11 protein-coding genes and 1 pseudogene are annotated in these 13,647 nt (G+C 41.1%); 4 read left to right on the top strand and 8 right to left on the bottom strand.

Annotated elements, in window-relative coordinates; all coding sequences use genetic code 11:
* A pseudogene (locus CK510_RS31800) lies at positions 1-290 on the top strand (alkaline phosphatase family protein); the annotation flags it as partial.
* A gap of 34 nt (positions 291-324) precedes the next feature.
* On the opposite strand, the gene CK510_RS15635 reads toward CK510_RS31800, so the two are convergent.
* The 8 genes from CK510_RS15635 to CK510_RS15600 all read right to left on the bottom strand — a co-directional run bounded on the left by CK510_RS15635 (position 325) and on the right by CK510_RS15600 (position 7,944).
* Entirely contained in the window at positions 325-1,080 is a 756-nt protein-coding gene (locus CK510_RS15635) for a Uma2 family endonuclease (protein WP_095722585.1), read from the bottom strand.
* Between the two features lie 117 nt (positions 1,081-1,197).
* Positions 1,198-2,127 (bottom strand): LysR family transcriptional regulator, encoded by a 930-nt coding sequence (locus CK510_RS15630; RefSeq protein ID WP_095722584.1) that lies wholly within the window; start codon positions 2,125-2,127, stop codon positions 1,198-1,200.
* Positions 2,128-2,957: 830 nt separating this feature from the next.
* The gene (ccmO, locus tag CK510_RS15625; protein WP_095722583.1) at positions 2,958-3,722 is read right to left on the bottom strand and encodes a beta-carboxysome assembly protein CcmO; all 765 of its coding nucleotides are present in this window, start codon (positions 3,720-3,722) and stop codon (positions 2,958-2,960) included.
* 166 nt (positions 3,723-3,888) lie between these two features.
* On the bottom strand, positions 3,889-4,710 hold the full coding sequence (ccmN, locus tag CK510_RS15620) for a beta-carboxysome scaffolding protein CcmN (RefSeq protein WP_095722582.1): 822 nt from the start codon (positions 4,708-4,710) through the stop codon (positions 3,889-3,891).
* Between the two features lie 105 nt (positions 4,711-4,815).
* Entirely contained in the window at positions 4,816-6,522 is a 1,707-nt protein-coding gene (gene ccmM, locus CK510_RS15615) for a beta-carboxysome scaffolding protein CcmM (RefSeq protein ID WP_095722581.1), read from the bottom strand.
* A 199-nt stretch (positions 6,523-6,721) separates the two neighbouring features.
* Positions 6,722-7,024 (bottom strand): beta-carboxysome shell vertex protein CcmL, encoded by a 303-nt coding sequence (gene ccmL / locus CK510_RS15610; protein WP_095722580.1) that lies wholly within the window; start codon positions 7,022-7,024, stop codon positions 6,722-6,724.
* Positions 7,025-7,031: 7 nt separating this feature from the next.
* Positions 7,032-7,376, bottom strand: a complete 345-nt coding sequence (locus CK510_RS15605; protein ID WP_095722579.1) for a carbon dioxide-concentrating mechanism protein CcmK — start codon at positions 7,374-7,376, stop codon at positions 7,032-7,034.
* A gap of 259 nt (positions 7,377-7,635) precedes the next feature.
* Entirely contained in the window at positions 7,636-7,944 is a 309-nt protein-coding gene (locus CK510_RS15600) for a carbon dioxide-concentrating mechanism protein CcmK (protein WP_009457333.1), read from the bottom strand.
* 720 nt (positions 7,945-8,664) lie between these two features.
* Between CK510_RS15600 and CK510_RS15595 the strand changes: the two genes are divergently transcribed.
* The 3 genes from CK510_RS15595 (at position 8,665) to CK510_RS15585 (ending at position 13,418) form a co-directional block, all read left to right on the top strand.
* A complete protein-coding gene (locus CK510_RS15595) occupies positions 8,665-10,521 on the top strand; it encodes an NAD(P)H-quinone oxidoreductase subunit F (RefSeq protein WP_095722578.1) in 1,857 nt (618 codons plus the stop codon).
* Between the two features lie 167 nt (positions 10,522-10,688).
* The gene (locus tag CK510_RS15590; protein WP_095722577.1) at positions 10,689-12,185 is read left to right on the top strand and encodes an NADH-quinone oxidoreductase subunit M; all 1,497 of its coding nucleotides are present in this window, start codon (positions 10,689-10,691) and stop codon (positions 12,183-12,185) included.
* A gap of 96 nt (positions 12,186-12,281) precedes the next feature.
* Positions 12,282-13,418 (top strand): CO2 hydration protein CupB, encoded by a 1,137-nt coding sequence (locus CK510_RS15585; RefSeq protein WP_095722576.1) that lies wholly within the window; start codon positions 12,282-12,284, stop codon positions 13,416-13,418.
* The last annotated feature ends 229 nt before the right edge of the window (positions 13,419-13,647 follow it).

Below are 13,647 nucleotides of genomic sequence, written 5' to 3'. Positions count from 1 at the left end.
ATTTACATATCCGCAAAGGTAAAGAAACAATAGTTGCCGATTACATACGGGAAAATCTAGCCGAACAAATCTTATTTTTGTGGAAAGACAAAGCGATCTCACTTGGTTTGTTGGGATTACCTGGGGAAAATATCAGCGATATCAACGACGAACGGATTGGTGATGCCATACTACTTCCCAAAGATGGTTGGGTTTGCTTTGATGAAGAGGAAGGAAAGCATCCCGTGGGAATTCACGGTGGTTTGAGTCGTGAGGAAATGTTAATTCCCTTTTTGGCTTACCGATTTTAGGGAGCTATTAACGGTTAGCTATTAGCCATTAGCTTTAAATACTATCTGGATCGATACCTAATTCCCGTAGTTTAGCTGAAAGGCGATAATTTTTTTGTTTCTCCTGTTCAGCACGTTGTTTCTCCCGTTCAGCACGTTGTTTTTCCATTTCAGCACGTTGCATTTCCTGTTCGGCAACTTCCTCTGGAGTCGGAACTAACTCCCCTTCAGATGTAAAAAATCGTAATTTATCTTCATATACACCCAAATACAAATTCAACTGCTGACTCCATAACCAACCTTGGGAAGTCGGTTGGAGTGGTTCATACTGCCCATCAACTAAATGAAAACCAGCAAACTCTAAATTATCAGGATCGAACCAGAAATAATCTGGTGTACGGAAGACATTTTGATAAATCTTCTTTTTCAAATCCTTGTCAGTATTGCTGGTAGAACTTGACAAAATTTCAATGATGAGATTTGGGTATTTCCCATCTTCCTCCCAAACAACCCAACTTTTACGCGGTTTGCGTTCAGTATCGAGTACCAAAAAAAAATCTGGTCCGCGAAAATTTTCAGATTTGAGCTTACGCGAACTATAGTAGATTGTAAGATTGCCAGCAGCGAAATAGTCATTGCGATCGCGCCACAACCAATCCAAACATTTTATAAATAGCAGCATTTGCTGCAAGTGCAAGTAGGTTTCCAAGGGTGGTTCGTCACTATATAAATCCCCTGGAGGAAATATTACATCATCTTGGGCATCATCTGGTGTTTCTAGTTCGGTGTCGAATTTTTGAACGACAGACATAGCTGTTATACAATCGAATAGCACTATTAGTCTAACTTATCTGTATATACGTGACGGCTGTAATTTCTGTATCTACAATTTTGCTTGTAGATGAAGTCTCTGGATTAATCACTAACTTTAAGCCTTGGCTTCGGCATAAATTCCAGCATTTTTCTCAATAAACTCCTTAGCTGCACCCAAAAGATAGTCATAATAAGTTCGTGCCACAATCGATAATTGTTTCCCATTGGGGTAAACCATGTACCAATTACGCTTGATTGGAAAATGCTCAATATCCAGAATCGCTAAATCCCCTGCATCAGGTAGCAAAGTATGCCGTGATAAAACCGATATACCCAAACCTCCTGCGATCGCTTGTTTAATTGCCTCGTTACTTCCCAACTCCAACTTTACTTTTACCGACACACCATGTTCGTCGAGCAATTTTTGCACAGCACGACGTGTTCCCGAACCAGGTTCCCGCATAATAAATGGTTCATCTGCAAGTCGTTGAATAGGAACATTTTGTTCACCAACAAGGGGATGATTTGTTGGAGCTAAAACAACTAGGGGATTTTCCAAAAACGGCTGAAAATTCACATCCAAATGGTCGGGAACCTGGCTCATAATATACAAATCATCCATATTCTTGGTCATGCGATCGAGAATACCTTCATGATTTGTCACTTGTAATGAAATATCTATACCCGGATATAGTTGACAAAACTGACCCAATAAACGCGGAATAAAATATTTCGCTGTTGTAATTACAGCCAAACGTAATTGTCCCTGTTTTACCCCTTTCAAATCTGCTACTTTCATTTCAAATTGGGCAATGGTTTCAAAAATTTGAGAGCAAGTAGCAAACAATTCTCTTCCCGCTTCGGTCAAATATAGACGTTTACCAACCTGTTCAAATAAAGGCAATCCCACCGATTTTGTGAGTTGCTTAATTTGCATTGAAACTGTAGGTTGTGTAAGAAATAGTTCCTCAGCAGCGCGAGTAAAACTCCCGTGACGTGCTGCTGCCTCGAACACCTTCAACTGGTGTAGCGTCGCTTGATTCAACAGTGGTTCTCCTCTGGTAGCATTTTATATAGGCAATAATTAGATTCGATTTGCCAGACTATATTATCAATTTAGTTGAAAGTGAGTAGTCGATTATTAGTTATTTACTAAATAATTATCCTTTGTCCTATGTTTTTTGGTTTTGTTATTTCTACAAACACCAAATCTCCACCATTGCGAGCCATATTCCAGCTAACAAACACTAAACATTTACAACTGTAACGAGTAATCCTACACCTCAAATGACATTATTATATATTACTAGTATCACAGAACACTCACATTTAGTGCAGCAACAATAATGTAAAAATCTATATGTTTTCCTGATTACAGCACTTCTGGCTATTACACAATACAGTTTTTTTTCCTTGCACCCCTCCTAATCATAGCTGCCGGAAGTGCTGTATAAGTAAAAGATAATTCTGAGTATCAACGTTTATCTATAGTATCTCTAAGTATTTTGATATGCTGCTTTATAATTCACTAAAGTACTTTTTCAAGTGACTGTAATGGATTCGGCAAAAATCATCCCACAAATTTTTGAATTATTGTAATAGGTTTATAAAGACAACAGTTCCAAAATTCATAGATTTAAATCTATGAATTCTATCAAAATAAAGGTGTTTTACTTATGGACGCGAGCGGCTATCATCAAAACAACAAGCAAAGCGTAAGATGCCTTCCAGTCCCAGTTGCGTTGAAGGAGAATTTCTCCGACATTGCTGCTGGTAACGTTACACACCTTGAAGATTAATACTTGGGGAATAGTGACTCAAATTGTACTGGTCTCAATCGACTTGGTGTGTACAACGTTTTTTTACTCGATTATTCTACGGTTCTTCAGTAATCTTGATAGGAAGTTTCACTAAATCAGGTAATTGCACAACCTCTACTTCAATAATTGGTTCCTTAATGCTAATTGGTAAGTTTAACGGTTGACTCAATGGTTCATTTACTGGTTGACGTTTTTCCACCCAACAACTAGCAACTGGCAAGGTTTGTTCCAGTTCGTCAAGGGGTCGAGGAATTACCATCACCGCATTCAATTCACCAATACGTTCAGCCTCGTTCATTCCAGCTTCCACTGCAACAGCAACATTTGCCACAGAACCACGAATAATCGCCGTACATAAACCAGCACCGATTTTTTCGTATGCAGCAAGTTGTACATCAGCAGATTTTAGCATCGCGTCTGCCGCACCTACCATCGCCGGAAAGCCTCTAGTTTCAATTAAACCGATCGCCTGATTACTCAAACGACTATAACCACCATTCGCTAGTTCACTCAAACGGCTAGTTATGGGAAGAATTATTTCTAAGTTAGGGTAAGGACGAGGGATTACCAGACTGGAAAAAAACTCGTTAAATTGTTTTGCTGTATCTTCACCAGCTTGAACAGCCAAACGAACATCAGCAATTCCCCCTCTAACGATCGCAGTACAATGACCGTCCCCAATTTTCTCATAACCAATTAAGTGTACGCCAGCTGATTTGAGCATCATATCCGCCGTACCAACAATTGCCGGAAAACTGCGCGTTGAGACCATTCCCAAAGCAGTATCGCTGAAGTCGTTCCGTTGATTGTATTCCCCCATGTCGAATTCTCCAGGATAATCAACTGATGATTAAGTAGGCAGAGTGGAAAGTTAAGAGTTAATAGGTATTGAGAATCAAGTCTTGAGACAACTAGCACCCAATAATTAACAGTTCTCAATTAATTCTATTCTTACTGACTTACTTAAGAATTAACACTTATTTAGATTAATCGTCTTCTGGCAAAGGTTTATTCAAGGGTTGCCGATGGGGGAATAAAGTAACTAATAGCCGTTGTACGCTACTTTGACCGTAAACATGATTATTCAATGTATCATTAGACGCAAGCGATGACTCAGCAGCTTTGGTTGATTCAGTGGTGGTTTGGACTTTTGTTGAATCTTCAACTGGCTGGTTTTGATTTTTGACTGGGATATTATTACTAGCTGGTGATTGGGATTTAAATTGGGATTTAAATTGGGATCGCACTCCTGTACTACCGTTATTTGTTTGAGATTGTGTTTGAGGTTGTGCTGGTGGTGAGTCAGCCAATCCCCATAAATCACCATTAATATCGCCAATGTCGCTAACTTCTTGCCCAGCTTCTATAGTTCCTGCCGTGGAATTATTTGCAGGTATTTGATTTTCTATAATCGCTTCAACATGACGATTGTGGCGATCGCGAAGCGGCATCCTTGATGCATCGCAATATCCCAAAATAGAACCGGGTTGAATAACCTGTGTAGATGCAACAGAAGTCCTAAAAACCGTAGTTGCTGCGCCAATACAAGCATTAGACCCTATTTTCCCTTCCCCAACCATCAAAAACCCGGCTCCTAAGCTAGCTCCAGTTTCGATTTCTAGAGTACCCCGATCGACCTGGATAATTGAACCCATGCCAATACAAACCCCAGCACCAATAATAATTTTGCTATTTGGAGCCGCTTGCAGAATAACCCCCGGTGCGATGACAGCACTCTTGTGAATTATCACCTCGCCACTGATATAAGATTCAAAGCTACTGCCTAGACGCAGTGGCGGCACAGACATAAAAATTTACACCTAATTGAAAAAATGGGAGATTGGGAGATTGGGCAATGGGGAAAAGTTATATATTTGCTCTATTGCCCTATGCCCTATCCCCCATGCCCTGAGTTACGGACGTTGAATAATCAATTCGAGAACGCGACGTTTGGCTTTGCCATCAATCCCAATCAGACGGACGTACTCACCTTGATATTCGGAAATAAATCCTTCTAATGCGGCTGCGGCATCCCGATCTGAACGGGCTTCGATTTGCCCGCAACTTTGCCAGGAACCTGTACGGAAGCGACGCTCGTCTACGTGTTCCGCACTAATTTTATACCCACCAGAGAGGAGTTGACGCAAGTGATCGGTAACTTCCGAACTCAGACGGGTTGCGATCGCTGTACCACCGGAGTAACTGCCAGAACCGCTCGAACTGGTCGTTACTGCGGCAAAGGATTGACTCGAACTGTTACTTGGGGTTGGGACTGCACCATTGGGACGCTGAATAATAGCTTCCAAAACGCGACGTTTGGCTTTGGAATCAATCCCAATCAAACGCACATAGTTACCTTGATGTTCCACCATGCAAGCTTCCAAAGCGGCAATCACATCGTTAGCTGAACTCGATTCGATGGGCTGGCAACTTTGCCAAGTACCACTGCGAAAACGACGTTCGTCAACATATTCTGTACCAATTCTGTAGCCACCTGCTAATAATTGGCGAATCTGTTCGACGGTTTCGCTGCTGAGTCCAGCTTTGCCGTTGCCGTTGTGACTACTGCCGTTGCTGCTATAGCCGTTACTAGAACCATTGCTGTAACTACTTGTGCTAGGTGCTTTAAAACCAGTCGCAGTGGCAGTGGCAACAACACCATCGGGACGCTGAACAATAGTTTCCAAAACGCGACGCTTGCCATTATCAATACCAAACAAGCGTACATACTCGCCTCTATGGTCTGACAAACACGACTCTAACGATGCGATCGCATCCGAGAGCGATCTTGTTTCAACTGGTTTGCAGCTATTCCATGAACCAGTGCGGAAACGTCGCTGGTCAACATGTTCTGTCCCAATCTTAAATCCTTGCTCTAACAAATAGCGCAGCTGCTCTACTGTTTCAGCCCCCAACTGATTACTCGACACCTCGTCGCTCCTTTCAAATGCAAAACTAAAACCGTTACTTGTATCTGTATAAGATTTCGCTAATTCATTCCGAATCGGCGCAATACATTTATTATCCGCAGCACAGAGATAACCAGCCCTCAATGCCTGGTTGATACCAACTACATGGTGGGCAAAATCCTTATCTTCTGCTTGCACGTCCGGTAGGCGATTGGCTTGTTGCTGAGTAGTAATTATCGCTCCCGATGGTACGTATTTTCCCGGCGGAATCTCCACATCCTGAATTAATGCGTGCATCATCACGATACAACCAGCACCCACTCTGGCATTAAAGACCGTTGAACGGAAGCCAATAAAACATTTATCCCCGACATAGCAAGGACCATGAATCAATGCCATGTGGGTGATACAAGTATCTTTGCCTACCCATACTGAGTATTCTTGTTTATTGTCGCCAATGACGCGACCTTGTTCCAAGCCGTGAATTACCACTCCGTCTTGGACATTAGTATTTTCACCGAGATAAAACGGCGCACCTTCATCAGCCCGAATCGAAGTACTGGGAGCAATAATTACATTTGCACCAATTTCTACATCCCCGATAATGTGGGAAAACGAATGGACAAAGGCTGTTGCATGGATACTCGGTTCGGCTAAATCTTTTGACCACGGGGTAGGGGGTGCCGCCTCCGCCGTGCTGCGGACTGCCATTACTAGATTCCTCCTGAATTGAGTTATGAATTTTGAATGATGAATTATGGAGTTATGAGTTGTGAGTTATGAATTTTAAATTATGAGTTTTATCAAAAATATAATTCTTCACTCCTAACTCAATACCTCTTTTTAACTTCTAACTCCTAACTCCTAACTCCTCACTTCTTCTTAACCCCTAACTCTTCAATTAATTAAACTATCGATATTGGTCTTTTTTACTGTAAAGTAAGCGATCTTCTACATGAACCGTATCAATTATCGCTACAACAGATGCATCTAAAGGACGTTGTTCGTTTCCCTGAACTTGACGAGCTGCACTACCGCGACTTACGAGTACCCACTCATCAAATCCCGCGCCGACACTATCGGCAGCAACTTCATACTTTTCCAGGAGTTGTCCTTCTTCATTAACGAATTGCAACAGCAACAGTTTCACACCGCGTAGACTTGGGTCTTTTTGGGTGCTAACTACCGTTCCCCGAACTCTGGCAATTTGCATTACTCAATTACGGTCTTCTGCCGAAAGGACGAATAGAATTGACGTTTTCACGGAATTGTTCCACATCTTCGGTGTAGCGAATTGGCAGAACATATTCTAAGTTTTCGTGGGGACGAGCAATGATATGGGTGGATAAAACCTGTCCGCCATTGACGCGCTTGACGTTATCAACTCCAGCTGCTACCGAAGCTTGTACTTCCGATACGTCACCACGCACAATCACCGTAACCCGACCACTACCAATTTTCTCGTAACCAACTAAAGTTACACGGGCAGCTTTTACCATCGCGTCTGCCGCTTCAACGACTGCTGGAAAGCCCAGAGTCTCAACCATTCCTACTGCAATAGACATTATTTTAGTTCCTTAACCAGCGAGTGAAAAACTGAACACAAGCAAAACTTTTTTATTGACAAAATGACAACCCCATAATCTATTGGGGATTGGGGATTTTAGATTGGAACTTTACTTAAAATAAAAGTAAATTTTCCGTACTTGACTTCGCTTAAGTGATTTACTAACAGCTAAATCTCAAATCCTCGTTCTTCTACTCAGGGTAGACGCTCTGCGACTTCCCGTAAGGGTAGGGAACGTATCGCAAATCTCAAAATCCTTAAGTACGGAACTGTTCGACTGCTTCGGTGTAACGAATTGGCAGAACATATTCTAAGTTTTCGTGAGGACGGGCGATGATATGCGTTGAAACAACTTCACCACCATTAACTCGACGAGCAGCCTCAACACCAGCAGCAACTGAAGCTTGCACTTCCGATACGTCGCCACGCACAATTACTGTAACGCGAGCGCTACCAATTTTTTCATATCCAACTAAGGTTACACGAGCGGCTTTAACCATCGCATCAGCAGCTTCTACAACTGCTGGAAAACCCTTTGTTTCAATCATCCCAACCGCAATTGGCATTGCCAGACTCCTACAACTTTATTGCAATTTCAGTAATCGGAAAGAAATTTTTTGACGGGGATGCCCATCATGCCCAATCAAAATAACTCTTAAGTTTAAGCATAGGAAAGGATTGCATCCCTGGCAATATAAATTACTATAATAGTTTATAATGAAATAGTTTTAAAAAACTTAACACCTCAAAAAAAAAATGGGTTTCAATTGAAACTAGGGTTCTGCCGCCACTATTGATATCTAAGGATTAAGAGAGCGATCGCTTCTGATTTATAATTTTTTTATATTGTTTTTTCAATCCGGTTTGCAAGCACCGCAAATCTGCCTTGAGAATAACTATCTAACCTGATGGGAGCGCAGTGGCGGTATCCCAGGTTTTTTGATGTCAACTATCTAGATAAACCCGATGAAACATAGCACAAACTTAAGTGTAACTATAAGAAAAATTCATGAAACGTATAAAATGGTATTTTGATATCAGCAAAGACAACCGTAAATTCCTGGTTTGTAAAGAGATATAAATATTATTTGATATTTTTTGATATGTTTGTGATGAAAATTTTTGTAGCCTTATTCCCAGATTTTCTCGAAAATCAGATAGACAAAGCTGTCTCCAGAACATCATAAATTCAAATATTCCCCCAATATAGCTTTATAGCTTTTAGTCAAGTTCGTACATGGAAAGTCGGGGACAAGTTCCCAAGCTGACAAACTAAGGGAAACTTCATGAATCAGTTCCTATTCTCAACAAGTTGGTATGTTCCCCTTTATGGCTTAGTGGGAGCTATTTTAACCCTACCTTGGGCAGTGGGGTTAATTCGTCGCACAGGTCCCAGACCAGCTGCTTATTTGAATTTGCTGACAACGATAATCGGTTTTGTCCATAGCCTACTCGTTTTCAAAGATATCTGGAGTCGCGAACAGCAAAACCCAGTGATTCATTGGTTTAGCGCTGCGGGTTTTGATTTATCATTTGCCTTAGAAATTTCGCCAGTCAGTATTGGGGCAACAGTTTTAATTACCGGGTTAAGTTTGCTAGCACAAATTTACGCCCTTGGCTATATGGAAAAGGATTGGTCTTTGGCGCGTTTTTTTGCATTGATGGGCTTTTTTGAAGCAGCGCTTAGTGGGTTGGCAATTAGCGATTCATTATTTCTCAGCTATGCCCTATTGGAAGTATTGACTTTATCGACATACTTGCTGGTTGGTTTTTGGTATGCCCAACCCCTTGTAGTGACGGCAGCAAGGGACGCTTTTTGGACAAAGCGGATTGGCGATTTGTTGCTGTTGATGGGGGTTGTGGCACTTTCGAGTATTGCTGGGAGTTTGAATTTTTCCGACTTGGACGAATGGGCACAAACCGCAAAATTAAGTCCCTTAGTATCGACTTTATTAGGATTGGCATTGATTGCTGGTCCTGCGGGTAAATGCGCCCAGTTTCCCTTACATTTGTGGTTAGATGAGGCGATGGAAGGACCAAATCCGGCATCGGTATTGCGAAATTCGATGGTCGTAGCGGGTGGTGCTTATGTTCTCTACAAACTTCAACCAATTTTAGCCCTGTCACCAGTGGCACTGAATGCATTGGTAATTATGGGTGTAATGACATCTGTGGGTGCCACCTTGGTTTCCCTTGCCCAGATTGATATTAAACGGGCGCTATCCCACTCTACCAGTGCTTATATGGGTTTAGTGTTTTTAGCGGTGGGTTTAGAACAGGGAGGAGTGGGATTGATGCTGCTATTTACCCATGCGATCGCAAAGGCTCTATTATTCATGAGTTCGGGTTCCATTATCTACACCACCAGCAGTCAAGATTTAACGGAAATGGGCGGTTTATGGTCGCGGATGCCAGCCACAACAACAGCCTTTGTCGTTGGCTCGGCTGGAATGGTGACAATGCTGCCTTTGGGTAGTTTTTGGGCAATGCTAGCTTGGGCTGATGGTTTGGCTACTATTTCCCCTTGGGTAGTTGGGGTTTTGGTATTGGTTAATGGATTAACTGCATTAAATTTAACCAGGGTATTCCGACTGGTATTTTGGGGAAAGCCACAGCAAAAAACCCGTCGTGCCCCAGAAGTTGGTTGGCAAATGGCTGTACCAATGGTGACGCTAACAGTGGTGAATTTGTTAGTACCCTTGATGCTGCAACAATGGTATTTATTACCAGCATGGGAAGGTGTAGATTGGTACATATTGGCACTACTAGTATCAACAACATTTCTCTGTGTAATTATTGGTTCAACCATGCACTTACATAAAGCTTGGTCCCGTTCCACTATATTTTTGTGGCGGTTTTTTCAGGGTTTTCTGGGGTATGATTTTTTTATCCACCGTGTATACAAAATGACAGTTGTTGCAGTGGTTGCCATGCTATCGAAAGTTTCAGCGTGGAGCGATCGCTATCTTGTCGATGGTTTAGTCAATTTGGTTGGATTCGCTGCGATATTTGGTGGGCAAAGTTTAAAATACAGTATTTCCGGTCAATCTCAAGGATATATGCTCACTATTTTAATTGGTGTTAGCATCCTTGGTTTCTTTATTAGTTGGTCATTAGGTCTTTTGGATAATTTACCATTCTAAAAATCGTTAGAAGTTAGAAGTTAGGAATTAAGAGTTAGGAGTTAGGAGTTAGGAGTTGTAAATTCAGATAAATTCCTCACTCAATAATTTTTTACTATTCACTCTCAATTTCTAATTTACAATTTCAATTCCCAATTCCCAATTCCCAATTCCCAAATTCAAAAAAAATGCTCACTGTTCTAATTTTAGTGCCCTTAATTGGGGCTGCAATTATCGGGTTTTTACCCGTTCCAATAATTCCCAAGATATCTCGTTGGATAACTTTTGCATTTACTTGCATATCATTTTTATGGACACTTGTTTTAGCAAGTTTGTTTAATACAAATATTGTGACACAGCAGTTTTCAGAATTTTTACCTTGGATTGATACTTTAGGTTTAAATTATCATCTTGGTATCGATGGTTTATCCTTACCATTATTAGTATTAAATGGACTTCTGACTTGCATTGCTGTTTACAGTAGTGATACCTCTATCAACCGTCCGCGATTTTACTACTCTCTATTATTGCTACTTAATGTTGGAGTCACAGGAGCATTTTTAGCACAGGATTTACTGCTGTTTTTCCTATTTTATGAACTAGAATTAATTCCCCTCTATCTACTAATTGCAATTTGGGGAGGAGAAAAACGGGGTTATGCTGCAACTAAATTTTTGATATACACCGCATTTTCGGGAATTCTAATTTTAGCCAGCTTCCTGGGAATGGTTTGGTTGAGTGGTGCTTCCAGTTTCGCACTGGAAGGTTTGAATACCTCAGCGCTACCACTAGCCACACAAATCTTATTACTAGTTGGACTTTTAATCGGCTTTGGGATTAAATTTCCCTTAGTTCCCTTCCATACCTGGTTACCCGACGCGCACGTTGAAGCTTCCACACCTATATCCGTATTGCTAGCTGGTGTATTACTGAAGGTGGGAACATACGGAATGCTGAGATTTGGGATGAATTTGCTACCGAGCGCTTGGACATACTTAGCACCTTGGTTAGCGACTTGGGCTGTCGTCAGTGTATTGTACGGTTCCTCCTGTGCGATCGCACAAACAGATATGAAAAAAATGGTGGCATATAGTTCTATTGGACACATGGGCTATATACTCCTTGCCGCCGCCGCCGCTACGCCACTAAGCTTGTTGGGTACGGTTTTACAGATGATTAGCCACGGCTTAATTTCCGCTTTACTGTTTTTACTCGTCGGTGTTGTGTATAAAAAAACAGGAACTCGCGACTTAGATGTTTTGCATGGATTATTCAACCCTGAACGGGGAATGCCATTAATTGGGACATTATTGGTAACTGGAGTCATGGCAAGTGCGGGAATACCGGGAATGGTGGGATTTATCTCCGAATTTATTGTATTTCGTGGTAGTTTCCCCGTATTTCCTGTACAAACCCTGGTATCAATGATTGGTACAGGTTTAACAGCAGTTTATTTTCTGATTTTAATGAATCGTGCTTTCTTTGGCAGATTGTCAGAAAAAGTGACAAACCTACCTAGAGTTTTTTGGAGCGATCGCATTCCTGCTTTTTTGCTAGCGGTAATAATTGTCATCTTCGGTATTCAACCCGCATGGTTGATACGCTGGACAGAACCAACCACTACAGCCATGATTAGTACACAAAATGTAGTGGCAAATGTAGCTGAATTAGGAAATCGGCATTAACGTAGAGACGATCCGGCGGGTCGTCTGTGCAAGAATTAAAAGTTAGGAACAAAATATTTACCCGTTTCCCATTGCCCATTGCCCCTAAAAAATACTATGCCAACTACTAGAAATAAACTCGAAAACTACCCATTAGCTGAGTACGTCAAAAAGCTACAAAATGCCGAGGGATTACTTCCAGACAATCCCCAAAATGTCATGGAAGTAGTTGGTATTCTCAAAAGTTATGGCATAGTTTTAGATGCATATTCCAAAAATCTAATTTATATTGCCGAAAACCAATTTTTAGTATTTTTTCCCTTTTTTAAATACTTCAATGGTGAAGTGACTACAAAAAAATTATTCCGCCATTGGTGGCATGATAGACTAAACTTTGAATATGCTGAATATTGCATGAAATCAATGTTTTGGCATGGTGGAGGTGGACTAGATACCTACTTAGATACACCAGAATTTCACGAACGAGCAAAAGCTGTTATTTTAGCCAAATTTAAAAATAATCCGTTTGTTTTAGGACTTAATCAATTATTCCCTGAATTTCTCATCGAGAATTTGCGTGTCTCTTCCTACTACAAGGGTTTGGGCGATTTTTGGCGCGTTATGGCTGATATTTTTCTTACCATGTCCGACCTTTACGATGAAGGTAAAATCACATCAATTCCCCAAGTTATAGACTACATTAAAAATGGCTTGGTAGCTGATGCTGCGATGCCAATTATCTATGCAGTAAAAATTCAAAATAAAGTCTATGATATCCTACCCAAATCTTTAGGATTAACTTTCCTCGCAGATACAGCAATTCCTTACGTTGAAGCTGTTTTCTTTAGAGGAACACCTTTTCCCGGTACTGTTTCCTACAATGCTCAAGCATATCAAATACCACCCGATCAAGCTAGGTTTCAATATGGAGCATTATATGCCGATCCATTACCAATAGGTGGTGCTGGTATTCCTCCTACTTTGCTAATGCAAGATATGCGGCATTTTCTCCCTGAATATCTACACGAAATTTACCGCAAAAGTCTTAGAGGAGAAGATGATTTACGGGTACAAATTTGTATAACTTTCCAAAAGTCAATGTTTTGCGTTACGAGTGCCGCAATTTTGGGATTAATGCCCCATCCATCTGATACTCAAGAACCTAGCGAGCAGAAGGCAAATATAATTTACTTTAAAAAGTGGTTAGATAGATTAGCAAATTCCCAGTTATTGGAAGTTAATAAAACCAATTAGGGAATACTCATATCAATTTAATATGAAGACGCATAAAATAACCCCTACCCTAGGCTGTTGACTCTGAACCCTTTACCCCATAAGACTTCATGCAAAAAATCTGTCGCCTGTTTTTATGGGAAAGCGGCTGGAACACCCGCTTTCCCACAAATAAAAGTAGCATGAATAATTTTCTCGGAAATCGGCTCAAAACAGCCAGAGTCAACAGCATACCCCTACCCCCTTCAGC

It is taken from the genome of Brunnivagina elsteri CCALA 953 (assembly GCF_002289455.1).
GTDB lineage: Bacteria > Cyanobacteriota > Cyanobacteriia > Cyanobacteriales > Nostocaceae > Brunnivagina > Brunnivagina elsteri.
Note: the sequence above shows the minus strand (reverse complement) of the source record. Positions and strands in the feature narration are given on the sequence as shown.